Origin of the sequence: Streptomyces sp. NPDC055966, assembly GCF_042269865.1 — a bacterium.
In the GTDB taxonomy this organism is placed as follows: domain Bacteria; phylum Actinomycetota; class Actinomycetes; order Streptomycetales; family Streptomycetaceae; genus Streptomyces.
The window spans coordinates 39,551-63,307 of the sequence record NZ_JBHJYK010000030.1 but is presented as its reverse complement, the minus strand read 5'-3'; the positions used below and the strand labels follow the sequence as shown (position 1 = coordinate 63,307).

Sequence of the window (23,757 nt, the reverse complement as noted above, 5' to 3'; positions counted from 1 at the left end):
ATCAGTGTCCGGCGCCCGCCGCACTTATCGTCCGGGAGATGCGCACGGGCCTCGCGATCTGTCCATGCGAGGAGGCAGCGCCGGGTACCGGTCCGCGCGGTCCAGCGCCGCACGGCCGATGGCGCGCGCATCCCGAGACCGCACGGGATCCCTGCCGCCATCAAGCGATCACCCTCACACCGTTCAGAAGCGAGTGGTACTGGACGACGCCGATGCCGAACCGCCCTGGCTCGACAGTGAGTCGCTGTCCTGCGGGCTGGTCGATGGCCCCCGGCATGGACAAGCAGAAAGACACACGTGCCCTTCAGCCACCGGCCCGGCGCAGCCACTGCTCTTCCTCACCTGGTTCGGGCAGCACACGACCGCCCTCCACGGCGGACCCGGCAGGTCCGTCCTGCAGTACCACCATGGTTTGGCGCTCGTCCAGGCCGGAAATCCGGGCGATCGCCGAGGACAGCTCCAGAGCCAGTCGCGTCGCCTCCTTCTGCGGATGGCCCCGTCGCACCCAGCCAGTGACGATCAGTGGTGTCGCCGGCTGCCCGCCCGCGAAGACACTGTCTGCAGGCAGCTCGGAGAAGACCACGTTGACGTAGGCCGGTGAAACATGGTTGATATCCAAGTGGATTCGGGTGATCTCGGCTGCCAGCAGGGCCTTCACCTCGCTGGTCAGCGATCCCTGCGCAGCAGTACAGGTGTAGACGGGCATGACGAATCTCCTGTCCTCGACGTGATCCGTAACGCCGCCGACTTGGTTCAGGAAGCCGGCGCCGCAGTCCCGCAGACCGCGAAGCCCTTGCTTCCCCGTCGGGCCGCCCCACCAGTGGTGGCTTCCGGCCGCGGCACGCCGGACTGGTACGGGCGAGTACTGGCCGCCCAGTTCGGCGCTCCCGGGACGCCCCGGCATGGACACCCGCTCGGTACACGCTCTTGGCCGCTGACGACCACTCTCGCGCCGTCCGCCCCCAGTTCGCGCGCGGCACACCCGGTCCTTCAGTCCGAAGTCCATGGCTGCTGTCCCTTGCTTCGTGGGTCGGCGACGGTCGTTCGACGGGGTGCCCTGGCGTGCTCTGAACCAGCGCTACAGCGCGGCCTTCTGGGGCTGGGTGGAGACCACGATGACGGTGGTGGTGTCGGCGTGCAGCGCCGCGTTGAACGCCTTCTCCAGCTCTTCCGCGGTCTCCACCTCGGCGGTGCGGCAGCCGTAGCCGCGGGCCAGGGAGGCGATGTCGATGCCGGGCAGGTCCAGGCCCGGCACGCCCGGGGTCTCCTCCAGTACCGCGAAGGACTTGAGGATGGAGTACTCCTGGTTCCGCATGACCACGTACACGACCGGCAGTTGGTGCTGGGCCGCGGTCCAGATCCCCTGCACGGAGTACTGGAAGGAACCGTCGCCGATCAGCCCGATCACCGGACGGCTGACCCCGTTGGCGCGGTCGCCCAGAGCAACGCCGACGGCCGCCGGAGTGCCCCAACCGATGCCTCCGCTGGCCGTGGCGAAGAACGATCCGGACCGGATGGTGGGGAGCCACTCGATCTGCTGCGCCATCGTGGAGGTCGACTCGTTCACGATGACCGCGTCGGCGGGCCTGACCCTGCTCAGTGCGGCGTAGACCTCAGGCGGGGACAGCGGGCCGCTGCTGGGGGTCCGCGGGAGCCGCCGGGGCCGCGGCATCGGTGCGGGTGCGGTGCGCGCCGTGCCTTCCTCGACCAGGTCCACCAGCAGTTCGATGGCTGTCCTGGTGTCGCTGAGGAGGCTGTCGCCCATGCGTGCGTACGAGGCGACGGCGGGGTCGGCGGTGATGTGCAGCAGTTCGGTGCCCTCCGGCAGGTACGGCCCGGGCACGTAGGGGTAGTAGCGGAAGACCTCGGCGCCGATCACGATCACGAGGTCGTGTCCGGTCAGCCGGTCGCTGATGGTCTTGACCGACATGCCGAGCGGGCCGCCGAAGAGGGGGTGGTCCTCGGGAAAGGAAGCGCGGTCCAGCAGCGGGGCGCCGTAGACGGCCGCGCGCAGTTTCTCGGCCAGGGCGACCGCCGCGTCCCAGCCGCCGGCGCGGTCCACCTCGGGTCCGAAGACCAGGGCGGGGTTACGGCTCGCGGAGATGCGGTCGGCGAAGCGCCGCAGCCGCTCGGTGTCGGGGGCGACCCGCTCGCTGACGGTGCGTGTCCGGGTGAAGCCGTCCAGGGGCTGGTTCCAGTCGTCCATCGGGATGGAGAGGTAGACCGGTCCCGTCGGGGGCTGGAGCGCGATCGCGTAGGCGCGCAGGAAGGCTTCGGGGACGTCCTGGGCCCGGGCGGGCTCGTACGACCACTTCACCCAGGGCTGGGGCATCGTGGTGGCCTCGCGGTTGCCCAGGTAGGGCTCGCCGATCAGCAGTTCCCGGTGCTGCTGCCCCGAAGTGACGATGAGCGGGGTGTTCCCCCGGTAGGCGGCGACGAGGTTGCCCAGCGCGTTGCCCAGGCCCGCTGAGGAGTGCAGGTTGACCAGCGCCGGGCGGCGCGTGACCTGTGCGAAGGCGTCGGCCATCGCGATGGCCGACGCCTCCTGGAGGGCCAGGACGTACTGGAAGTCCTCGGGGAACTCCTGCAGGAAGGTCTGCTCGGTCGACCCGGGATTCCCGAACACCGTGGTGAGCTGCAGGGAGCGCAGCAGGTCGTAGGTGACGCTGTGGACAGTGGAGTTCTCGGTCATGATGGCGTCCTTCGGCTGTGCGGAGCATCGACGGCGAGACTCAGAACATCGACTGTGCGCGAAACTACGTCGCGGCTCACGGCCTCGTCTTCGGTCGATTGACTGCATGCACGTCAGTCGGTTGCCTCCCTGCCCGACCGCTCCCGGATTGTTCAGTCATCTGACGCATGCGGAACGGCCCCGCCGCGTGGTGAGAATCGGTCGCAGCCAGTTTCGAGCGGCTCGTTCGCACTCAGGACCTTCACGATGCGTGGGTAGTTCCGCTCGAAGTGATCGCGTGCGGAGGCGGTGGATACCCATGCCACGGAGAATGATCGTGGGGATGACGGGGGTGACCGGAGCCGTGTTCGGTGTCGAATTGTTGCGCCGACTGCGGCAGCAGCCGGATGTGGAGACCCATCTGGTGTTGTCCCCGTGGGCCAGGTCGACCGTGCGACGGGAGACCGGATTGTCGGCGCACGAGGTCATCGACCTCGCGGACGCGACGTACGCGTGGAACGACCAGGGCGCGCCGATCTCGTCGGGGTCGTTCCGGGGGGACGCCATGGTCATCGCGCCGTGCGGCTTGAAGACCCTGGCCGGAATATGCACCGGCTGTGCCGAGGGGCTCATTTCCCGTGCGGCCGACGTGACGCTGAAGGCCGGGCGCCGATTGGTACTCGTGGCACGGGACCCGCTCAGCGAGAGTCACCTGGACAACATGCTGGCGCTCACGCGTATGGGGGCTCGGATCGTCCCGCCGATGCCCGCCTGCTACTACCGTCCCGAGACGATCGGGGATCCGGTCAGCCATGTCGTCGTCCGCGTCCTGGACCAGTTGGACATTCACGTGCCGTCTGCACAGCGCTGGAACGGCATGTCCCACTCGCCAGCGCTGTAGGGAACCAGCACCGATGTCCGCGATTACCGACCTCCGGACCCACCTTTGTGAACTCGAAGCGCTCGGGACACCCGCCACGGCCTCGCCTACGGGCGCGGCTCACCAAGCCACCGCTTCCGCCGCCGCGGGTGGACGCCGCCTCCCCGCCCTGCAAACACGACACCCGACCCGCGGACCGGCTCGTGGCCGACGAAGCCGTCGGACCGGAGGTGTAGGCCGTGCGCGTCTACGACTGGAATTGACCCTCGGAATGGGCTTCGTGGGCGCTGGCTTCCAGTGCGGCGCGCAGCGCGGCGCGGGTGGTGATGCCGAGTTTCGGGAAGATCCGGTGCAGGTGGGAGCCGACCGTGCGGTGGGACAGGAACAGGCGGGCGCCGATTTCCTTGTTGGTGAGCCCGGTGGCGGCCAATTCGGCGATCTGCCTTTCCTGGGCGGTCAGTTCGGGTGCTGCCGGGTCGGAGTGCGTGGCGGCGGCCACGCCGGTCGCGCGCAGTTCGTTGCGGGCGCGTTGCACCATCGCTCGCGCGCCGATCCGGTCGAAGGTCTCCATGGCGGCACGCAGTTGGATGCGGGCGCGGGCGGTGTCCCGGGTGCGGCGCAGCCACTGTCCGTAGGCGAACTGGATACGTGCCTGCTCCCAGGGATAGCGGGCGGCTTCGGGCAGGGCCAGGGCCGCCTCGAACAGGGCGCCGGCCTCGTCGTCGTCCGCGGCCACGGCCGCGGCTCCGGCCGTGATGATCGCGATGCGCGTGCCGATGCGGGGGAGGCCCGCCTGCTGGGCGGCGACGACGTGTGCGCGGGCCTCCTCGCGGCGGCCGGTGCGCATCGCCGCCTCGACCAGGTCGAGCACCACCCACCGGTTGGGGATGCCGGCGCTGGGGGCGCTGGGCGGGTCGATCTGCGCCACCTGGGTGTGGGCTTCCTCGAAGTCGCCTTGGCCCATGGCCGCGAGATGGCTGGCCGAGCGGGCGTACCCCATGGTGACGCCCATGCCCCGGGGCGCCGCCCAGGTGGTGGTCTCCTTGCTGCGGGCCCGGGCCAGGTCCACATCGCCGCGCAGCGCGGCACCGGAGGCCAGCACGGCCCGGATCTGCCGCTCCCAGAATGAGTAGCCATAGCCCGTCGCCAACTCCAGCCCCTGCTGCGCGAGATTCTCGGCCTCGTCCCACCGGCCGTGTACGTAGGAGTCCTGGCAGAGCAGCATCAGCGCGGGCACCACCATGGCGATGGCGCCGCCGTCGCGTTCCCGCTCGATCATGCCGCGGACCGCGTAGCGGTAGTCGGACAGGGTGTCCAACGCGACCGCGGCGAAGGCCAGCGGAATCACTTCCCAGGGCGCAGCGGCCGGGGGGAGCGCGGCGAAGGCGCGGGCCAGGCCCTCCCGGATGGCGTCCGAGGCCCGGGTGGGATCGACGTACGCGTCGTAACACAGCTGGAACGGGACGACCTGCTCGGGCTCGAAGCGGACCATGGCCTTCCTGAGCAGCTCCCACGGCTCCGGCCGCAGGGTGTAGAGGCTGACCAGCAGCAGCGCGTAGAGGATGCCGTACCTGTCCCAGGATTCCGGCCCGGCATCCTCGCCGGCGTCGAGCGCCCGGGTCAGCAGCCGGTACGCGGCGGAAACGTCGCCTTCGTCGTTCGTGAGCAGGTGGGCGGTGGCGGCGAAAACCAGCGCATCCGGGGTCTGCGGGGTCTGCCCGGCGTCTGCCAGCAGCCAGGTGACCTGGTCGAGCTGTCCGGCCATGGTGGCGAGGTGGGCGGCCTCGACCAGGCGCCGGGAGCGGTCTCCGGGGTGCGGGCTGAGTTCAGCCGCGCGCACCAGGGTGGCCACCGCGGTCGAGGCACGGCCGCGGAGCCGCGCGAGCAGGGCCGCCTTGTCCAGCGCCCGGGCCACCGCCTCGTCGGGTCCGGTGCTCGCCTCGGCCAGATGGCACGCCTGCCGCTCGGGATCGAAGACCAGTACCTCGGCGAGTGCCTGGTGTACGGCCCGGCGCTCGCCCGGCGGGGCCAGGTACACAACCGCCGAGCGGGTCAGCGGATGGCTGAAGGTGACCTGTCCGGAGGCGGTGTCGGCGTGGACCAGCCGGGCCCGCTGTGCCGGGGCCAGGTCTCCCAGGTCCAGCGAGCATCGGGTCGTGGCCCTGATGGTGTCCAGGTCGTCGTCGGCCGCCAGTGCGGCCAGCAGGAGTGCCTTTCTGGTCGCGTCGGGCAGCTGGTCGAGCTCGGGGGCGAAGGTGTCCAGCAGCCGCTCGGACAGGGGCAGCACGCTGGGCACCGGCTGTGCGCCGGAGCGCTGCCTGTCGTTCAGAGTCGTCGGTAGCTCCTGGAGGGCCAGCGGGTTACCCGCGGCCTGGGCCAGCAGCCGGCGCCGCACGGTCGGCGCCAGGCCCGGCCACCGGGCCTCCACAAGTTCCGCCGCCGACTGGTCGTCCAGGGGTGGCACCGTCCGTTCCGGCAGCCCGACGTGGTGGAGAAACCCTTTCAGCCCGGTACGGGCGGCCGCAAGCAGGGCCACAGGGGCTTGGCCCAGCCGGCGCACGGCGAAGGCCAGTACCGTGGCGCTGGCCGGGTCGATCCACGGCGCGTCATCGGCCACCAGCAGCAGCGGGCATTCGGCGGCGGCCGCGCCGAGCAGGGCGAGTACGGCTGTCCCTGCGGTCAGCGGGTCCGGGAGAGCCGCCGGCGTCAGGTCGAAGAGCCGGCACAGGACATCGCGCTGGGGGCCGGGCAGGAGATCGGCGTCCGCGCGCAGTGGGTAGAGCATCTGGTGGATCATCGCGAAACTGATCCCGGCCTCGAACTCCGTGCCGCAGGCGCGCAGCACACGCCTGCCGACGGCACTCGACCGGGCCGAGGCCACATCGAGCAGAGCGGACTTCCCTACCCCTGGGTCACCACGCAGCAGCAACCCGCGGCCGACGGGGCCGTACCCGGTGCGATCCTGATCGGCGAACAGCGAGTCGATCAGCGCCAGCTCGTGCGCGCGCCCCACGAGGCCGCCAGAGTCGCAACCGGCGGGCTGCGCGGGATACCTCCGGCTCTCGGAAGTCGCCACAGTGGTGAGGATAGGTTCCGCTCGTAGCACGGCACAACGCCGACCGCGCGCGTATCGGCCACCTCACGGCGTGTTGCTCAGGCCGATGGCGTGCTTGTTTTCACCGCCGTACGGCGCTTGCGGCAAAAGCGCGGCCATACGGTCTCGGCGCTTCCCCGGCGACCGCCCCAGCGTGAACCCGCTCGATTCGAGGTCTTGACCGCGGCGACTCTAGAAGCCTTTGCGAACGCCGCCGTCGATCGACAGCATCACGCCCGTGAGGTACGACGCTGCGGGCGAGAGCAGGAAGGCGGCGCTGCGGCCGAACTCGTCCGGTGTTCCGTAGCGGCGCAGGGGGACGCCGGCGGTGGCGCGTTTGCGGGCGCCCTCAGCGTCACCGTGCCGTGCGTCGAGTTCGCGTAGCCGGTCGGTCTCGATGTGGGCGGGCACGAGGCCGACAACACGGATGCCTCTGGGGCCCAGCTCGTTGGCGAGGTTCTTCGCGTAACCGGCCAGGCCCGGCCGCAGGGCGTTGGAGATCGCGAGGCCGGGAATGGGCTCGTACACGGAGCTGGAGAGGACGAAGCCGATGGCACCTCCCTCGCCCAGCTCGGCCGCGACTGCGCGGGAGAGCCGCACCGCGCCGAGGAAGACCGACTCGAAGGCGGCGCGCCAATGGTCGTCGTCGATGGTGTCCGAGGTGCCCGCGGGGGGTCCGCCGACGCTGATGAGCACCCCGTCCAGCCGTTTGAAGGTGTCGCGAGCCGCGGTGATCAGCCGCTGCGGAGTGTCGGTGTCGGCGTTGTCGGCCACGACGCCGACTGCCTGCCCCGGGCCGCCGAGGTCGGCTTGAGCGGCGGCGACCGACTTCTCGTCGCGGCCGCTGACGACCACCCGCGCGCCGTCCGCCACCAGCTCGCGCGCGGCGGCCATGCCCAGCCCGCGAGTGCCGCCGGTGACTATGTACACCCGGTCCTTCAGTCCGAAGTCCATGTTTGTTGTCCTCTCTCCGCTGTTCTTTCTTCGACCGTGCGATCCGCGCGGCCTACAACATCGCCTTCTGGGGCTGCGTGGCGACGACGATGACGGTGGTGGTGCCGGCGGCCAGGGCCGACTTGAACTCGCGCTCCAGGTCCTCGGTGGTCTCCACGTCGACCGCCCGGCATCCGAAGCCGCAGGCGACGGAGGCGATGTCGAGCCCGGGCAGGTCGAGCCCCGGCACCCCGGGGGTCTCCTCCAACTCGGCGAACGACTTGAGGATGGAGTACTCCTGGTTGCGCATGACCACGTACACGATCGGAAGGTTGTGCTGGGCAGCCGTGTAGATGGCCTGCACGGAGTACTGGAAGGAGCCGTCGCCGATCAGGCCGATCACCGGCCGTTCGGTGCCCCTGTCGCGGTCGCCGAGTGCGACGCCGACGGCGGCCGGGGTGCCCCAGCCGATGCCTCCGCTGGCCGTGGCGAAGAACGATCCGGTCCGGCTGGTGGGGAGCCACTCGATCTGCTGCGCCATCGTGGAGGTCGACTCGTTGACGATGACCGCGTCGGCCGGCCGGACCCTGCTGAGGGTGGCGTACACCTCCGGCGGGGTGAGCGGGGTGTTCGGCGCTTGGGGGAGCTCGCGGGGCCGCGGCATCGGTTCCGGCGCGGTCCGCGCCGAACCCTCAGCGACCATGTCCAGGAGCAGTTCGATCGCCGTCTTGGAATCGCCCAGGAGGCTGTCACCGACCCGCGCCGCCGCGGCCACCGCCGGGTTGCCGGTGATCTGCAGCAGCTCCGTGCCCTCCGGCACGTACGGCCCGGGCACGTAGGGGTAGTAGCGGAACACCTCCGCGCCGATCACGACCACCAGGTCGTGGCCCGTCAACCGATCGCTGATCGTCTTCACCGACATGCCGAGCGGGCCGCCGAAGAGGGGGTGGTCCTCGGGGAAGGAAGCCCGGTCTAGCAGCGGGGCGCCGTAGACGGCCGCGCGCAGCTTGTCCGCCAGCGCGATGGCCGCGTCCCAGCCGCCGGCCCGGTCCACCTCCGGACCGAAGACCAGCGCGGGACGACTGCTGGCCGAGATGCGATCGGCGAACATGCGCAGCCGCGCGGTGTCGGGGGCGACGCGGTCACTGACCGTCCGCACCCGGGTGAAGCCGGACAGGGGCCGCTTCCAGTCGTCCATCGGAATCGACAGGTACACCGGGCCCGTCGGCGGCTGCAGTGCCTCCGCGTAGGCCCGCATGAAAGCCTCGGGTACATCTTCGGCGCGGGCCGGTTCGTACGACCACTTCACCCACGGCTTGGGCAGCGTGACGGCCTCGCGGTTGCCGAGATACGGGTCGCCGATCACCAGCTCCCGGTGCTGCTGGCCGGAGGTGATGATCAGGGGTGTGTTGCCGTGGTAGGCCGCCACCAGGTTGCCCACCGCGTTTCCCATCCCGGCCGAGGAGTGCAGGTTGACCAGCGCGGGTCGGCCGGTGACCTGGGCGAAGGTGTCGGCCATCGCGATGACGGAAGCCTCCTGCAGTGCCAGGACGTAGGTGAAGTCCTCGGGGAATTCCTGCAGGAACGGCTGCTCGGTGGAACCTGGATTACCGAAGACCGTGGTGAGTTTCAGGGTCCGCAGCAGGTCGTAGGTCACGCTGCGGACGGTGGACTTCTCAGTCATGGTTGCCATCGACTTCCTTACTGGGGCTCGGTTTCTGGTTCGACGGGTCTGGTCGAGGGGTGCGCGCTATTCCATGCGGTGTCGAGTGCCGTCTTCGGCGTCGTGAGGTGCCGGAAGCGTGTGCCAGTCTGATCCTGCTGCACAAATAGGTACTTGTCATGACATGCATACCGTTCGATGACGAGCCTGATTGGAGGGCTGAGCCCAGGTCGCTGAGGACGTGGACCATGGCCGACCACTCGGTGAGTGAGGTACCGCCGATGCGTCCGCCCCGACTGGTCGGCGGCTGTCAGGTGAGGCGGCGGAGGGCCTCGGGGGCGAGGCCGGCGAGGGTGGGATAGCCGTCGACGGCCATGATCAGGTCTGCTTCGGCGAGCAGGGACCGCAGGACGTGGACGACGCCGGCCTCGCCGCCGTAGGCGAGGCCGTACGCGTAGGGGCGGCCAATGCCGACGGCGGTGGCGCCGAGGGCGATGGCCTTGATGATGTCGGCTCCCGTGCGGACACCGGAGTCGAACAGGACGGGCGTGCCGTCGGCGGCCTGGACCACGCCGGGCAGAACGTCGAGGGCGGGCAGGCCGCCGTTGGCCTGGCGGCCGCCGTGGTTGGAGCAGTAGATGCCGTCCACGCCGCCGTCCTTGGCGCGGCGGACGTCGTCGGGGTGGCAGATGCCCTTCAGGATCAGCGGCAGGTCGGTGATCGAACGTAGCCAGGACAAGTCGTCCCAGGTGAGCGGGTTGCCGAAGATCCGCACCCACTCGGCGACCGCGGCCGCCGGGTCGTCCTCCGGGCTGTGGGCGAGGCGGGCGCGGAAGACGGGGTCGCTGGTGTAGTTGGTCAGGCAGTTTCCGCGCAGCTGGGGGAAGTTGCTGACGGCGAGGTCGCGGGGGCGCCAGCCGGTGATCCAGGTGTCCAAGGTGACCACGATGCCCTTGAAGCCGGCCTTCTCGGCCCGGTGCACCAGGCTCTCGGCCAGCTCACGGTCTGTGGGCGTGTAGAGCTGGAAGAAGCCCGGGGTGGCGCCGAACTCGGCGGCGACCTCCTCCAGCGGATCGACGGTCAGGGTAGAGGCGACCATCGGCACGCCGGTGCGGGCGGCGGCACGGGCCGTGGCGAGATCGCCGTGGCCGTCCTGCGCGCACAGACCGATCACGCCGACCGGGGCCATGAACAGCGGTGAGGGCAGGCGCATCCCGAACAGGTCGACGGACAGATCCCGGTCCGTGGCCCCCACCATCATCCGCGGGACGAGGCCCCAGCGTTCGAACGCGGTGACGTTGGCTCGCTGGGTGCGCTCGTCGCCGGCTCCGGCCATGACGTAGGAGCGCACCGAGGCGGGCATCGCGGCCTGAGCCAGCGGCTCCAGCTCGTCGTATGTCATCGGGAAGCGCGGCACCACCCCGCGCAGCCCGTCCATGTAGATCTCGTCCTGATAGTCGCCGTACGGCATGGTTCGGCCCTCCTCACGCTCGACAGGTGCGGACCCCTGAAGTCCACAATGGGAGAGTGACGCGTGAAGGCCGCCAAACGCAGGATTATGCCTTGCAGGAGAGGGTCATGCAGGATGATGCACCAGCGCTGCTGACAGAGGACGACCTGGCGCTGATCAACGCCCTGCAGCTGCAGCCGCGGGCCTCATGGACCGAGCTCGGGCGTGCCCTGGAGGTCGACCCGGTCACCGTCGCCCGCCGCTTCGGCCGCCTGTCCGAGCAGGGCGCCGCCTGGGTGGGATTCTCACCCGGCCCGCGCTTGTTCGAGCAGATCTGCGTGGCCTTCGTCGTGATCGACTGCGCTCCTGGCGCCACCACCGGGGTCGCCCAGGCACTGAGCGCCCACGCCCACATGCTCACGATCGAGCGCGCGGCCGCCGGCCACGACATCCTCGCCATCGTCGCCACCCGCGACCTGCCGGCCCTCTCCCGCTACACCCTGGACCTGCTCCCGCGCCTTCCCGGTATCACCAAGGTGGAGGCCCGGATCGTCACCCACATGTTCACCGAGGGCGGCCGATGGCGCATCGCCGCCCTGGACCCAACCCAGCGTGCCCAGCTGACCGGCCCGCCCCCGGCCCGAACCCCTGCCGCCCCGGGCGAGATCACCCTCTTCGACCGCGCCCTCATCACCCGGCTCGCCCACGACGGCCGCGCCTCCTACCAGGCTCTGGCGAGCGACCTCGGCGTCAGCCTCAACACCGCAAAACGCCGCACCGAACAGCTCACCCGACGCGGCCTGCTGCGGTTCCGCTGCGACTTCGCCCGCCCCCTCGGTGGCTGGCCCGTTGCGGTCACACTCTGGGCCAGAGTCCCACCCGCCGATCTCCCCGAGATCGGGCACGCCCTCGTCCGTCTGCCCGAGACCCGCAACTGCGCCGCCGTCAGCGGCCCTCACAATCTCATCCTCCAGGCCAGCCTGCACTCCGTCAGTGACGTCCTGCGCCTGGAGACCCAGCTCGCCACCGCCCACCCGAGCCTCGACATCGTCGACCGCGTCATCGCCCTGCGCCAGGACAAGCTGATGGGGCGCCTCCTGGACCGCCACGGCCGCTCCGTCGGTATCGTCCCGCCCGACTTCTGGTCGGAGCCGGAGATGTGACTCACACGGTGCCCCGCGCCGCCGACTCCTCCACGTTCGTCAGGGCCCAGCGTGCCTATAGCCATGTCGCGCTGAAAGCGCCAACAGGGCGAGGGATTTGACCCAACCAGTTCGCTGCGGGAGCAGATGCGGAGCTTCGAGTAGACACGCGTGAGGTGGTATTGGACGGCACCCGGCTCACTGGGACAGCAGGCGACAATGAGCGACCTGGTCTCGGATGTCCTCGAAGCCCATGGCGGCGTGGAGCGGTTGCGGCCACGCGTCGTGACCGCCCCAGCTGCCCAGTATGTGTACGACTTCGCGGAAGCGTCTTCTGACATCTACGCGACCCGATCCGCGAGGATTCGGCTTCAGGGACTGAGCAGGCTGGGGTTCTCACGGACGTATTCGGCCACCCCGGTAGGAGGCCGCCCTGTGACCTGCTCGACGCCGTCCGCCTTGCGGTCGTATCGATTCTCCGCGTGAAGGCGAGCCATGGTGGAGATGTCCTCCGAGCGGGGGCCGGTCAGCTCATAGATGCGGCCGGTGCGCCGGGACGGATCGGCCAGGATCTCCGCCACGACCGCGGCGACGTCCCCGGCGACCAGGACGCCGTGTCGGTACCGTCCGAATGGCCCGGCTAGTTGCTCGCGCGGAAGATGGGCCAGCCGACCTCGGTGACCAACTCGTCCTCGACGGTCACATCGACGGGGCTGCGCAGATAGAACTCGCGCAGCGGGCCGTCAACACTGATCTCGTGGCGCGCGGCATGGGTGCCCAGGTCGCCGTAGGTGAGATCTATGGTCTGCAGGGTCCCGTGGTGAACCGCGACCGCGAGTTCCGCGCCGGGCACGACCACGGCGTCGATCCGGCCGACCGGGCGAACCTCACCGTCGAACGGGACGAACACCAGCGCCTCCCCGTGCTCGTCCTCAAGCAGCTCATTCGCGAAGAGACCGCCCATCGGGCCGGTGGTGCGCAGTCCGCGGGCGGTGGTGAAGCCGTGCAGCTCGCCCAGCGCCCCCTGCCACCAGCCCGCGAGGTCCTGGCGGTGGATGACCTCGCGGATGCCGATGGCCGCCTGGTCACGGACCGTGCGGTATTCGATGGTCGACCCGTGCACGGGCCGGGCCAGTAGGTCGCGCAGCGATTCGACGGCGCTCCGCGCCTGCGCGAGCCGGTTCTCCAGGCGCGCGAGATGCGCGGCGATCAGCTGGTTGCGGGTGCTCACGTCCTCGGCGGCCAGCACCGCCTTCACGTCCGCCACCGGCATGTCCAGGTTCCGCAGGCGCACGATCACCTGAGCGGTGGGCACCTGGTCCGGGGAGTAGTACCGATAGCCGGTTACCGGGTCCACATCGGCCGGCGGGAGCAGCGCGACGTCGTGGTAGTGCCGCAGCGTCTTGACGCTCAGATGGGTCGCGCGGGAGAACTCGCCGACCGTCATGCCCGTGTGCATGGCACCAGTGTCAACCCTCCCCCAACTGGAGGGTCCAGCGGACGATCTCCGGTTGACCCTCCCGTGCAGGTAGGCCCCAGGGTCGGCGGTAGGCGCCGCACAGCGCCGAGGCCTTACGAGGAGACTTCCCATGAACACCAATACCCAGGCCACAGCTCTGCCCGATGTTGTCGCCGCCTATATCGAGGCGGTCAACGCCTTCGACGCGGACGCCGTCCTGGCGACCTTCGCCGACGACGCCGTGATCAACGACGCGAGCCGCGAGTTCGCCGATCCCGCCTCGATCCGAGCCTGGCTGGACCGCGAGATCGTCGGTGACAAGGTCACGATGAAGGTCACGGAGTTCGCGCGTCACGGCAACCTGATGGTTGTGCGGGCGCGCTATGACGGCGAATACGACAAGACGAACCTGCCCGACGAACTGGTGCTCACCAATTACCTCACGGTCGCCGACGGCAAGATCACCTCGCTGGTCATCGTGCACAACCAGCCCTCTCCCTACTGAGGGCGGCTCCCCGGCGATGGCTGACCTGGCTGCCCCCGCCTCCGCGCGGTGCTCGGGCCGCGCGCTCGCCGGTACCGGGCCGAGTCCGTCGCCATTCGTGGAAGGAACATTCCATGAGCACACTGGTCACTGCCGAGCTGTTCGCCCAAACCGGCCGCGGCGACGACGTCGCGAAGCTGCTGTTGGACATCCTGGGCGAGAGCCTTGAACACGAGGGCTGCGAAGACATCCGCATCCTGCGCGACCAGAACGATCCCGACCACGTGACCGGCCTGACCCAATGGACCGAGGCACACAACTACACCGACTACCTCACCTGGCGCACGGAGCACGGCTTCACCGCTACCTTCGAGGCCATGCTCACCCGCCCGCTGGTGATCCACTACTACGACGAGATCCACCAAGGCCAGGGCATCGCAGCTCGCTGAGAGCCCCCACTCGGGATGAGACTTGCCCCGCTGCGTTACGCCAGCACCGGGAGCTCGACGCGAATGGGCCCCCGGCTACTCTGCGTAACCTGAGCGACGGCCACTTGAATCGGGTCTCGCAAGATTTTCGTGACGAGGTGACAGACCGTCACGGCGGTGCCATCGTCCGCAGTGTGTGAGGGCCTGCTCGGAATGGTGTTTCCGCGCCTGGAGAAGGTGCTGGTGGACCAACGTCTTCGGCCTGATCGTCCTGAACAAGACGTCCGTCCCGATCTTCCGCAAACAGCGCTCGGGCGTCATCGTCAACGTCAGCTCCGTCAGCGCCGACGCCGGATTGCCGTACACCTCGGTCTACGAGGCGTCCAAGGCCGCCGTCGCCTCCCTCGCCGAGGGCCTGCACGCGGAACTCGCCGAATTCGGCGTGCAGGTCAAGGCGCTGCACCGCGGCAGCCACGAGACCAAGATCTTCAGCAAGGTCGACCGCGCCGAGAACGTTCCCGAGGACTACACCGACTTCTGGAACACCTTCGCCTCGCTCAACCTCGTCCGCTCGGACCCGGCCCTCACCGCCGAGGTGATGTTCCGGATGGTCACCGACGGCGACACCAAGAAGGTCCACTACTACAGCGGCCACGACGGCGAGGCCATCCCGCGCGTGATGCAACTACTCGGCCAGGACTGGTACTTGGAAGAGCTCAGCGCCCGCAGTCGCGGCCAAGCCACCGCGTTGTGGGACGCGCTGATGCCGACCCCCGTCAAGGCGGCCGAGTGACGTGGCCCGCACATCCACGGCGTACGCGTATGTCGCCTCGTACGCGAACAGTTCCGCCGAAGGCGTCCCGGACGGGATCGGTCTGTACGTGTACCGGGTCGATGCGTCCACCGGCGCGCTGACACCGGTGCAGCAGGTCGCCGGCGCGAGCCCGGTCTGGATCGCGGTCGCCCCGTCCCGTCGCTTCCTGTATGCCTGTTACTCGCTGGAGGACGGCGAGACGCGTCGCGTGGGCGCGGTGGACGCCTTCGCCATCGATCCGGGCACCGGCACCCTGGACTTCCTCAACCGGGTGTCGCTGTACGACAGAGGCTGCGCCCATCTCGCGGTCGCTCCGGACGGACGCCATGTGGTGGTGGCGCACTACTACGGCGGCGCGTACGTCGTGCTCCCCGTCGGCGAGGACGGGCGGCTCGGTCCCGTGAGCGGCCCGCTGCAGAACACCGGCAGCGGGCCGCACCCACGCCAGGACTCGGCGCACCCGCACGCCGTCGTCTTCGACCCGGGCGGCCGGTTCCTCGCCACCGCCGATCTCGGCATCGACCAGGTACGGATCCTCCGGCTCACGGACGGCCGCCTCGAACCGGTCAGCCGGGCGTCCCTGCCGCCCGGCACCGGACTCCGCCACCTCGCCTTCACCGACGACGGCAGCACTCTGTACGTGATCGGCGAACTCGACGCGACCATCACGGTGTTCGCCTAAGACGCCACGACGGGGACGGTCCAGGAGATCCTGCAGACCGTCGCGACCGCACCACCCGGCTACCCGGGCCCGTCCAGCGGCGCCGAGATCGCCGTCCACCCGTCGGGTGACTTCCTCTACGCCTCCAACCGCGGCTCACAGACCATCACCGGCTACCGGATCGACCGGCCCACCGGGACGCTCTCCGTCGTCGGTCACACCGGCCAGGGCGTGAGCGGTCCGACCAGCTTCGTCATCGACCCCGGCGGACGACGGCTCTACGTCAACAACAGCACGGCCGACAACATCGCTCGGTTCGCCGTCGACCCCGAGACGGGCGAGCTGGAGCCCACCGGCCGGACGACTTCCGTGCCCGTCGCTCTCCTCTGATGATGGCGCTGTGCTTCCAGGACTGACAGGCGCACTCAGGAGGGCTGAGGGGATCCGGTGACAAGGGTGTATAGCTCGATGATGGCACCGTCCTTGCAGTGGGCGATGTCCATCCCGGTGACCACGGGCGGTTGGTCGGCCGGACCGTACCGGAAGCCCAGGTGGCCGAGGTCGTCGGTGACGGAGACGGGGCCATCGGCGCGGAAGGTCCAGTCCGGGGCCTGCGCACGCAGCTCCGTCGCACGCTCGGCGAGGGCCGCGCGGCCGCGGACGACACGGTCGGGTTCGTGCCACACGACGTCCTCGGCGTAGGTCTGGGCGATGGCCGCGCTGCGCCGCTCCGGATCCGGCTCGTTGAACACATCGAGGAGGTTGCGGCGCATCAGGTCGGCAACGTTGTGGGGCATGAACACTCCTTCTGATCACGTCTGCCGCAGGATCACGGGATTCCGGCGGGTAGCGTCTCTATGGTGACGTAGCTGCTGACGTTGGCCACGTTGGCGACATGCTGGGTGTGGGCGACCTCGGGAAGCCGGGTGACGGCGTCGCGGCCGTGTCACGCCAGCCGGACGCCCCGTGTCCACCTGCGCTGGGAGCCATGGCCGGGCACGCAACTGTCCCACTTCATCGTCGACGTCGAACCCCGTCTGACTGGCATCCTCACCACGCTGCTCACCGGGCACGACATCAGCGCTATGCAGCAGACGGGCAGCTGAGGATCCTCCGAAGCGGACGCCTCGGCGCCTGGCCCCCCGGCGAACAGGGAGGCTGGCCACCGGTGGCCAGCCGAGGCGGACATCGATGTCGATCCGCTGCATGGCGAGTGAGTCGCTCCCCCTCGGTGGATGCCTACGAGAGCCGCCACGGAGCCCCGCGTGGTGCCCCTCCTCGGTCGTTCGGCTGGCAGGTGAACGACCTCCTGCCTTGTGGCGATCGAAGCAGCACATAAAACTACCCAAGTAACTTTGACAAGTTACTTGGGTAGTTTTATGGTGGAGGCATGAACAAGAGCCCCGAGTCGCAGGAGTCGACCGCGACCGCACAGCGCCTGAACGACGCGATCAAGCGGCTTCGTGCGCGGATGCGTACGGAGTCGGGCCAGTATGCGACCGGGCTGAGCGCCACACAGCTCGGCGTGCTGGCGAGCGTGGTCCGCGAGGGCCCGGTCACCGCCGCCCGACTCTCGTCGATCGAACACGTCAGCGGGCAGGCCATCGCCCAAAGCCTCGCCGTACTGAAGGCCGCGGGCCTGGTGCATAGCGAGGCGGACCCGAAGGACGGCCGCAAAAAGCTGATGAGCGCCGACGACTCCGCGACGGAGCTGATCGACAAGCTGCTCACGGGGCGCGCCGCCTATCTGGCACGCGCCATCGACCAGGTCGTCGCTCCGCACGAACGCAAGGACATGGACAAGGCGATCGAGCTGCTCGAGCGGCTCGCCGACGCCGACTTGAACGAGGCCGCCATATGAGAACCGGCACTGCCGAGGTCGACTCGATATCGACCGGTGCCATCCGCAATCCCTTTACCTGGACCTTCACCACGCCGCTGTACGTGGGTGCCAGTCTCAACCCGATCAACAGCTCCATCATCGCCACAGCGCTGGTCCCCATCGCGACCGAGCTGAACGTGGCGGTGGGCGCCACGGCCGTACTGGTCTCCTCCCTCTACCTCGCCAGCGCTGTTGCCCAACCGACAGCCGGCAAGCTCGCCGAGGTCCTCGGCGCCCGGCGTGTCTTCCTCGCCGGGATCGTGCTCGTGCTGCTCGGCGGTGTCATCGGCAGTCTGGGCCAGAATCTGGCGATGCTCACGGTCGCCCGCGTGCTGATCGGGCTGGGCACATCGGCCGCGTTTCCCTGCGCCATGGTCATGATCCGGCGCCGCGCCGAACAGGCCGGACTGGACCAGCCACCGGGCGGGGTGCTCGGCGGGCTCGCCATCGCCGGCATGGCCACCGCAGCGATCGGTCCGCCCATCGGCGGACTCCTCGTGGGAGCGGCCGGCTGGCGCTGGGCCTTCCTCATCAACATCCCGGTCACGCTGATCGCCTTGGTGATGGTCCTGTGGCTGCCCAAGGACCCGCAGCGCGAGGCCGCGCAGAGCGGATTGCGTCAGATCGCCGCGCGAATCGACCTGTTCGGCATCATCGGCTATGCCACCACGATGACTTCTCTGGTCGTCTTCCTGATGCCCCTGCCGCACGTCACGTGGGCTGCTCTGATTGTCTTCCTCGTGGCCGCGGCCTTCACCGCCTGGTGGGAGTTGCGCCGCTCTGCGCCCTTCTTTGACCTGCGGGGCCTGGCCTCCAACGGCGCCCTGGCCCGCACCTACCTGCGCCAGGCCCTCACTCTGCTCGGCGTCTACTCGATGATGTTCGGCCTGACCCAGTGGATGGAAGCCGCCTACGGTCTGTCCACCCTGGAGACGGGCCTGATGCTGCTGCCGATGGGAGCCGTTTCCGCCCTGCTCTCCCGGCCACTCGCCCGCCGCAACCTGGTCCGTGGACCGGTTATCGCCTCCGCACTGAGCATGCTGCTCGGATCGGCCGGCATCATGCTGCTCGACGCCGGCAGCCCGGTCATCGCGCTCGTGCTGGTCTCGCTCGTCTTCGGCGTCACCAGCGCGACCACGACCGTCGGCAACCAGACAGCGCTCTATCAAGCGGCGCCCGCCGACCAGATCGGCACCGCCTCCGGCCTGTTCCGCACCTTCGGCTACCTCGGCACCATCACGTCGTCCGTGATCGGCGGCATCGTCTTCCGCGACGGCGCAAGTGACCAGGGTCTGCATTCCCTCGGCCTCGTCCTGGTGGTGGCGGGTGTCGCCGTCCTTCTCCTGACCGTGCTCGACCGCCGCCTCATGCGCCGCGTCACAACATCCTGACCGATGCGCCCCTTCCCGAACCCCGGCTCAACATCCGCAAGGAGCACCGCACATGACCACCCCCGTCCTCCCCGCCCCGATAGCCAAGCGGACCGCCCTGCTGGCCATGGACTTTCAGAACGGCATCGTTCCTCTCGCTCCCGACGCTGACGCGCTCGTCGACCGGGTCGCAGATGCAATCGCCGACTTCCGCGCCGCGGGCGGCACCATCGGCCACGTCCGCGTCGCCTTCACCGAGGAGGACTGGGCGGCGATTCCCGAAACGAACAAGTCGTTCAGCGCGGTAGCCGCGGCCCGCGGTATGCATCACGAGGACGACATCACCCGGATCCACGACCGCCTGACCCCCGAGGACGGCGACATCGTCGTCCGCAAGATCCGCTACGGGGCCGGCTCCACCACCGATCTCTACGAACAGCTCTCCTCCCGCGGCATCGACACGCTGATCCTGGCCGGCATCAGCACCAGCGGCGTCGTCCTGTCCACACTTATCGACGCCGCCGACCGCGACTACCGCGTGTACGTCCTGACCGACGGCGTCGCCGACCGCGACCAAGACGTCCACCGCATCCTGCTGGACAAGGTGTTCCCCTCCCGCGCCCACCTCGTCGACACCGAGGGACTGCGCGCGCTGATGAAGCGGGACTGACATCGAGCCACCGCCTTCGCCCTCGATGGCTTGTTCGTCGTCCGACCGCAGGACCGTCAGGTCGCGACGCATCCGGGCGTATGTCTGATCGGCGATGACGGTGGCGTCCTCGGCGTCGGTCCTGCCCATGCCCCGGTAGCCGGCCGAGGCCCGGTTGACGGCCAGGCCGGGCATGTAGACGAGGCGCTGGCCGTGGTTGAGCAGCACGCTGATCCACAAGACGGCCATGCCATCGGCGACGTCGACCGCCAAGACCACATCCACATCGAGGGCAAGTACGTCGGCGAGCAGGGCCAGCAGCTCCGGCTCGTGGTTCAGGACACGCCGCGACAGCAGTCGTTCGCCCTCCGCGTTCAGAACCACGCAATGGTGATGGGTCTCGCCGATGTCCGTACCCGCCCAGATCTGGACCACCAGTTCCTCCGGTCGCACGATGCGCTGTTCTCCCGGACGACCTCGCCGGCGCGGTCCTACTCAGCGATCCACTCGAAGGCGGTCGCAGCTCCTGACTTGTTGAATCGACCCCAGACGCACGGTCTGCAGCCGTAGCGTCCAGGGTGCCGGTCGGCACGGGCTCGCATAGCTCCTTGCCGCCCTTGTGGGCTGGCTCATGATTAGCGTGCCGCCGCCGTCCGGCACCCGCGCGGTGTGGCTCGACAGAGGCATGAACGTGTGTGACCGCTACTTCAAGTCAGGGTGCCCACCGCATACTTCGCCACTTCGAGTACAGGCCGGGATGCGCGTGATCACGATCGGGATCGACCCCCACAAGTCTTCTCACACCGCCGTCGCCATCGATGCCGCAGGCCACAAGACCGGCCAGCGGCGCTTCGTCGTCAATGCCGGCACCTTCACGCAGCTGATGCGCTGGTGCGAGCAGTGGCCCGAGCGCCGCTTCGCCGTCGAAGGCGCCAGCGGGCTGGGCCGCACCCTCGCCCAGCAACTGGCTGCCGCGGGCGAGGACGTCGTGGACGTCCCCTCCACCCTGTCTGCTCGCGCACGCCTGCTGGCCACCGGAGGGGACCGCAAGACCGACCCCGCCGACGCCCTGCACGTCGCCCAGGTCGCGCTCTTCCGGCAGGACCTGCGCAAGGTCATCCCGGAGGACCAGTCCACCATCCTCCGATTGCTCACAGACCGTCATGACGACCTGGTCAACGAGCGAACCCGCACCACCAACCGCCTCCACGCCGTCCTGCGCGACCTGCTGCCCGGCGGAGCCCCAATCGGCCTGTCGGCGGACAAGGCCGCCACGCTCATGAAGGGCATCCGCCCGATAACCGCCACCGACAACTGCCGCCGCGACATAGCCCGCGACCTCTTGGCCGACCTCCGTAGGCTGGACCGGCAGGTCAAGGAGAACGAGGCTCAGATGCGCGATGCCTTGGCCGCGTCCCGGACCACGCTGACCTCGCTGCCAGGCCTGGGCACCGTGCTCGCCGCGAGAGTCCTCGGCCACATCGGAGACATCGGCCGCTTCCCGACCGAGCACCACTTTGCCAGCTACGTCGGGGCGGCACCGTTGGACGCCTCCAGCGGGAAGAACGTCCGGCACCGGCTCAACACCGGCGGAAACCGTGCCCTGAACTCGGCACTCCACATCATCGCGGTCTGCCAGATCCGCAGTCCCGGCCGCGGCCAGGACTACTACCTGCGCAAGATCGCAGAAGGCAAGACGCCTGCCGAGGCTCGCCGTGCCTTGAAGCGACGCCTCTCCAACGTCGTCTACCGGATCATGAAGCGAGACCATCGCGTCCATCTCGCAACCACAGCTTGACACACAGAGGCGCTAATCAGCGGCCGAGTCGTCGTGAGACACCGGGCAGCAGCTGCTTGACATAGGAGCAAGCGGACGTGACCCGTCGTGGTGGTGGTTCAGTTGGGTGGTGTACGGGTGATGGATCGGTTCCGGATGGGTGTACTGAGGGGCGGTCGGGCAGCGCGGCGTTGTCCGGTCGCGCTCACTTGCCAGATGGCGAGGAGCAGAAGCGTGCCGGTTTCGGCGAGGAGGCTGAGGACGGCTTGTGGTGCCGGTTGCAGACCGCGCTCGGTGAATCCGAACACGCCAACGGTGCGCGAAGCGGTGAAGCCGCCGAGGGCGCCGAGCGCGACGCCTGCCTCGGAGATCCTCAGCAGCAGGGGCGGTGTCCCGATCAGCAGCAGGGCAGCGAGGGCGAAGGACGCGCTGGCCTGGAGCAGGAACAGGGGGCCAATGATGTGGATGAAGCGGTACCCGTCGATGTAGAGCTGGGCGTGGATGTATCCGCCCGCGGCGAGCGTTGCGGCGGTCGCCGCCCGCAGGGTGGGGGCGAGGAATCTTTGAGTGCTCATGCCAGCCTCTGGTCCTTGACGGCCAGTTCGCGGTCGCCTTGGCGGTAGCCGACGCTGCGGATGCCGAGTGCGTCTCTGAGCTGCCGGGCGGGGACGACCTGGGGCGTGGGGGCGGGGGCGCGGCCCGGCTTGGGCAGCGGGTAGGCGGTGGTGGTGGCGGAGTGGAAGGTGATGTTGCCCTCTGTCTTGGTGAACAGCTGGTGTACGTGCCCATTGAGACAGGTGACGGAGGAGAAGCGGCGCAGGAGTGCGATGACCTTGAGGGCGTCGTCGGTGCTCCAGCCCCACTTCGGGTACATGGCGAACAGTGGGATGTGGCTAAAGACCACGACGGGGGTGTCCGATGGCAGTCCCGCCAGGTCCTTGCGTACGAAGTCGATCTGCGCGTTGCCGAGGTGCCCGAGTTTCTCCAGGCTCAGGGTGTTGACCAGGGCGATGAAGTGCACGCCGTGGGTGTCGAAGCTGTACCAGCCGTCGCCGAGCGTGCCCATGCCGAAGGTCCGCCGGTAGGCACGGCCCGCATCGCCGATGGAGTCGTGCTCGCCCGGTACGGTGAAGACGCGGTCTGTCTTCATTCCGGTCATCATCTGCTTGACCTGGTCGAACTGCCCGGCCGTGGACAGGTGGGTCAGGTCGCCGCTGTGCATGACGAAGTCCGGTCTGAATCCGAGTGAGTTGACCTGGTTGATCGCTTCGTTGAACGAACCGGCCACGTCCATGTTCGCCGGGCCCTGGAACCCGATATGGCTGTCGGAGACCTGCACGAACCGCAGCGCGCCGCTTCCCACTGCGACGGCCCTGGCGGCAGCCCCGGCGTTGGTGTCCCGGGAGTCCGCGATGTGACTGATCACCTCTCCGCTGGCCACAGTCAGCACCACCGCGCCGCCGAACCACCCCGCGTGCCGCATGAGTTGACGCCGAGTCATACCGTGTTCCGTTTCGGGCCGACCGGCGTCGTCGGCCGGTGTACCGTCGTGACGGTCGTAGTAGTCGGTCATCGGGTCACCTCCACGGTGGCGGTCATGAACGGATGGATGGTGCAGAGGTAGGCGTAGGTGCCGGGTTTGGTGAACGTGTAGCTGTAGGTGGCGTGGGTGGTCAGGGCGGCCGAGTGCAGGGGACCGGCCGATGCGGCGCTGGTGACGGTGTGGGCGTCGGTGTCCTGGTTCGTCCATGTCACCGTCGTGCCCGCTCTGACCTTCAGCGTGGTCGGGGAGAATGCGAAGTTCTTGATCGCGACGGCATTCCCGGTCACCGGCGCAGCCGCCGCGCCCGCGCTCGAGGTACTCATGGGCATGCTCATGCTGGGCATCGGGGAGGCGCCGGGAGCGGCGTTCGCCGTTTTCCCCGACCCCGTGGCCCCGGGCGTTCCGGCCGCCTGGTGCTGACCCGGACCGGGTGTGATGGCGACGGCCCCGGCGGACGAGGAATGCGACGACTGGCCGCATGAGATGAGGAGCCCCAGTGCACCGGCAGTGGCGATGGTGGCGACGGCCAGCCCGGCCGCAGCACGGGATCGCCGAGTTGGTGGGCGAAGGTTCACGTACATGATGTCCGTTCCTCACTGATCAGGCGGAGACGGGAACTGCGCCGGCTCGGGCGCACGCAACCGCAGAGATGTGGTGGATGCCGCGTTCATGGGCACGCGCCCCTCACGAACTCAGCGAGCGAGCCTGGGTGCTGCCCCGTGCCGACTGCCCGCCTCGAGGTGCTCCGCGCTGCGCATCCGCCCTGCCACGCCACGAAGATGAAGGCGGCACGCGGCAGTTCCCTCGAGCAGGCAGCCGCGAGCGACTCGGGGCAGGTCGGCGTCGCCCATACGGGT

The 23,757-nt window shown here is 69.1% G+C and carries 21 protein-coding genes and 2 pseudogenes; 10 read left to right on the top strand and 13 right to left on the bottom strand.

The features are described from left to right. Nucleotides 1-304: 304 nt before the first annotated feature. Nucleotides 305-706 (bottom strand): tautomerase family protein, encoded by a 402-nt coding sequence (locus tag ACFC8N_RS42295; RefSeq protein WP_376294945.1) that lies wholly within the window; start codon nt 704-706, stop codon nt 305-307. 372 nt (nt 707-1,078) lie between these two features. Further along, complete coding sequence (mdlC, locus tag ACFC8N_RS42290; protein WP_376294942.1) at nt 1,079-2,692, bottom strand: benzoylformate decarboxylase; 1,614 nt, start codon at nt 2,690-2,692, stop codon at nt 1,079-1,081. 298 nt (nt 2,693-2,990) lie between these two features. Between mdlC (ACFC8N_RS42290) and ACFC8N_RS42285 the strand changes: the two genes are divergently transcribed. Then, a complete protein-coding gene (locus tag ACFC8N_RS42285) occupies nt 2,991-3,572 on the top strand; it encodes a UbiX family flavin prenyltransferase (RefSeq protein ID WP_158916919.1) in 582 nt (193 codons plus the stop codon). 226 nt (nt 3,573-3,798) lie between these two features. On the opposite strand, the gene ACFC8N_RS42280 is transcribed toward ACFC8N_RS42285, so the two are convergent. The 4 genes from ACFC8N_RS42280 to ACFC8N_RS42265 all read right to left on the bottom strand — a co-directional run bounded on the left by ACFC8N_RS42280 (nt 3,799) and on the right by ACFC8N_RS42265 (nt 10,712). Next, complete coding sequence (locus tag ACFC8N_RS42280; protein WP_376294939.1) at nt 3,799-6,627, bottom strand: AAA family ATPase; 2,829 nt, start codon at nt 6,625-6,627, stop codon at nt 3,799-3,801. Nucleotides 6,628-6,837: 210 nt separating this feature from the next. After that, on the bottom strand, nt 6,838-7,599 hold the full coding sequence (locus ACFC8N_RS42275; RefSeq protein WP_376294936.1) for an SDR family oxidoreductase: 762 nt from the start codon (nt 7,597-7,599) through the stop codon (nt 6,838-6,840). A 52-nt stretch (nt 7,600-7,651) separates the two neighbouring features. Beyond that, nucleotides 7,652-9,271, bottom strand: a complete 1,620-nt coding sequence (gene mdlC, locus ACFC8N_RS42270) for a benzoylformate decarboxylase (protein WP_376294934.1) — start codon at nt 9,269-9,271, stop codon at nt 7,652-7,654. Between the two features lie 280 nt (nt 9,272-9,551). Beyond that, entirely contained in the window at nt 9,552-10,712 is a 1,161-nt protein-coding gene (locus ACFC8N_RS42265) for an alpha-hydroxy-acid oxidizing protein (protein ID WP_376294931.1), read from the bottom strand. A gap of 107 nt (nt 10,713-10,819) precedes the next feature. Here ACFC8N_RS42265 and ACFC8N_RS42260 point away from each other — a divergent pair, with 107 nt between their 5' ends. Continuing rightward, a complete protein-coding gene (locus tag ACFC8N_RS42260) occupies nt 10,820-11,854 on the top strand; it encodes an Lrp/AsnC family transcriptional regulator (protein ID WP_376294929.1) in 1,035 nt (344 codons plus the stop codon). 350 nt (nt 11,855-12,204) lie between these two features. Here ACFC8N_RS42260 and ACFC8N_RS42255 read toward each other — a convergent pair whose 3' ends face one another. Both ACFC8N_RS42255 and ACFC8N_RS42250 read right to left on the bottom strand, forming a co-directional pair. After that, nucleotides 12,205-12,414: a hypothetical protein gene (locus ACFC8N_RS42255; protein WP_356038280.1), complete on the bottom strand. Its 210-nt coding sequence runs from the start codon at nt 12,412-12,414 to the stop codon at nt 12,205-12,207. A gap of 59 nt (nt 12,415-12,473) precedes the next feature. Next, nucleotides 12,474-13,292 (bottom strand): MerR family transcriptional regulator, encoded by an 819-nt coding sequence (locus ACFC8N_RS42250; protein ID WP_376294926.1) that lies wholly within the window; start codon nt 13,290-13,292, stop codon nt 12,474-12,476. Nucleotides 13,293-13,422: 130 nt separating this feature from the next. Between ACFC8N_RS42250 and ACFC8N_RS42245 the strand changes: the two genes are divergently transcribed. The 4 genes and pseudogenes from ACFC8N_RS42245 (at nt 13,423) to ACFC8N_RS42230 (ending at nt 16,069) form a co-directional block, all read left to right on the top strand. Further along, the gene (locus tag ACFC8N_RS42245; RefSeq protein WP_376294923.1) at nt 13,423-13,797 is read left to right on the top strand and encodes a nuclear transport factor 2 family protein; all 375 of its coding nucleotides are present in this window, start codon (nt 13,423-13,425) and stop codon (nt 13,795-13,797) included. A 113-nt stretch (nt 13,798-13,910) separates the two neighbouring features. Further along, nucleotides 13,911-14,225, top strand: a complete 315-nt coding sequence (locus ACFC8N_RS42240; protein WP_376294920.1) for a putative quinol monooxygenase — start codon at nt 13,911-13,913, stop codon at nt 14,223-14,225. Nucleotides 14,226-14,400: 175 nt separating this feature from the next. Then, nucleotides 14,401-14,997 carry an SDR family NAD(P)-dependent oxidoreductase gene (locus ACFC8N_RS42235; RefSeq protein ID WP_376294917.1) on the top strand — a complete coding sequence of 199 codons (597 nt, stop codon included), beginning with the start codon at nt 14,401-14,403 and terminating at the stop codon, nt 14,995-14,997. Nucleotide 14,998: 1 nt separating this feature from the next. After that, nucleotides 14,999-16,069 (top strand): annotated as a pseudogene (locus ACFC8N_RS42230) (lactonase family protein). A gap of 35 nt (nt 16,070-16,104) precedes the next feature. Here ACFC8N_RS42230 and ACFC8N_RS42225 read toward each other — a convergent pair. Then, nucleotides 16,105-16,476: a nuclear transport factor 2 family protein gene (locus tag ACFC8N_RS42225; protein WP_376294915.1), complete on the bottom strand. Its 372-nt coding sequence runs from the start codon at nt 16,474-16,476 to the stop codon at nt 16,105-16,107. Between the two features lie 593 nt (nt 16,477-17,069). Here ACFC8N_RS42225 and ACFC8N_RS42220 point away from each other — a divergent pair. The 3 genes from ACFC8N_RS42220 to ACFC8N_RS42210 are packed head-to-tail and all read left to right on the top strand — an operon-like array spanning nt 17,070 to nt 19,601. Then, a complete protein-coding gene (locus ACFC8N_RS42220) occupies nt 17,070-17,540 on the top strand; it encodes a MarR family transcriptional regulator (RefSeq protein ID WP_356038270.1) in 471 nt (156 codons plus the stop codon). Further along, nucleotides 17,537-18,952, top strand: a complete 1,416-nt coding sequence (locus tag ACFC8N_RS42215) for an MFS transporter (RefSeq protein WP_376294912.1) — start codon at nt 17,537-17,539, stop codon at nt 18,950-18,952. The genes ACFC8N_RS42220 and ACFC8N_RS42215 overlap by 4 nt, the downstream gene beginning before the upstream one ends. Nucleotides 18,953-19,004: 52 nt before the next feature. Beyond that, complete coding sequence (locus tag ACFC8N_RS42210; protein WP_356038266.1) at nt 19,005-19,601, top strand: cysteine hydrolase; 597 nt, start codon at nt 19,005-19,007, stop codon at nt 19,599-19,601. Between the two features lie 21 nt (nt 19,602-19,622). Here the strand turns inward: ACFC8N_RS42210 and ACFC8N_RS42205 are convergent. Continuing rightward, a pseudogene (locus tag ACFC8N_RS42205) lies at nt 19,623-20,015 on the bottom strand (transposase); the annotation flags it as partial. 205 nt (nt 20,016-20,220) lie between these two features. Between ACFC8N_RS42205 and ACFC8N_RS42200 the strand changes: the two are divergent. Beyond that, nucleotides 20,221-21,378, top strand: coding sequence for an IS110 family transposase (locus tag ACFC8N_RS42200; RefSeq protein ID WP_376294910.1), 1,158 nt, complete (start codon nt 20,221-20,223; stop codon nt 21,376-21,378). Nucleotides 21,379-21,476: 98 nt separating this feature from the next. Here the strand turns inward: ACFC8N_RS42200 and ACFC8N_RS42195 are convergent, their stop codons facing one another. The 3 genes from ACFC8N_RS42195 to ACFC8N_RS42185 all read right to left on the bottom strand — a co-directional run bounded on the left by ACFC8N_RS42195 (nt 21,477) and on the right by ACFC8N_RS42185 (nt 23,223). Further along, nucleotides 21,477-21,932, bottom strand: coding sequence for a hypothetical protein (locus ACFC8N_RS42195; protein WP_376294907.1), 456 nt, complete (start codon nt 21,930-21,932; stop codon nt 21,477-21,479). After that, complete coding sequence (locus ACFC8N_RS42190; RefSeq protein WP_356038262.1) at nt 21,929-22,858, bottom strand: metallophosphoesterase; 930 nt, start codon at nt 22,856-22,858, stop codon at nt 21,929-21,931. The genes ACFC8N_RS42195 and ACFC8N_RS42190 overlap by 4 nt, the downstream gene beginning before the upstream one ends. A 68-nt stretch (nt 22,859-22,926) precedes the next feature. After that, the gene (locus ACFC8N_RS42185; RefSeq protein ID WP_356038260.1) at nt 22,927-23,223 is read right to left on the bottom strand and encodes a plastocyanin/azurin family copper-binding protein; all 297 of its coding nucleotides are present in this window, start codon (nt 23,221-23,223) and stop codon (nt 22,927-22,929) included. Nucleotides 23,224-23,757 lie beyond the last annotated feature (534 nt).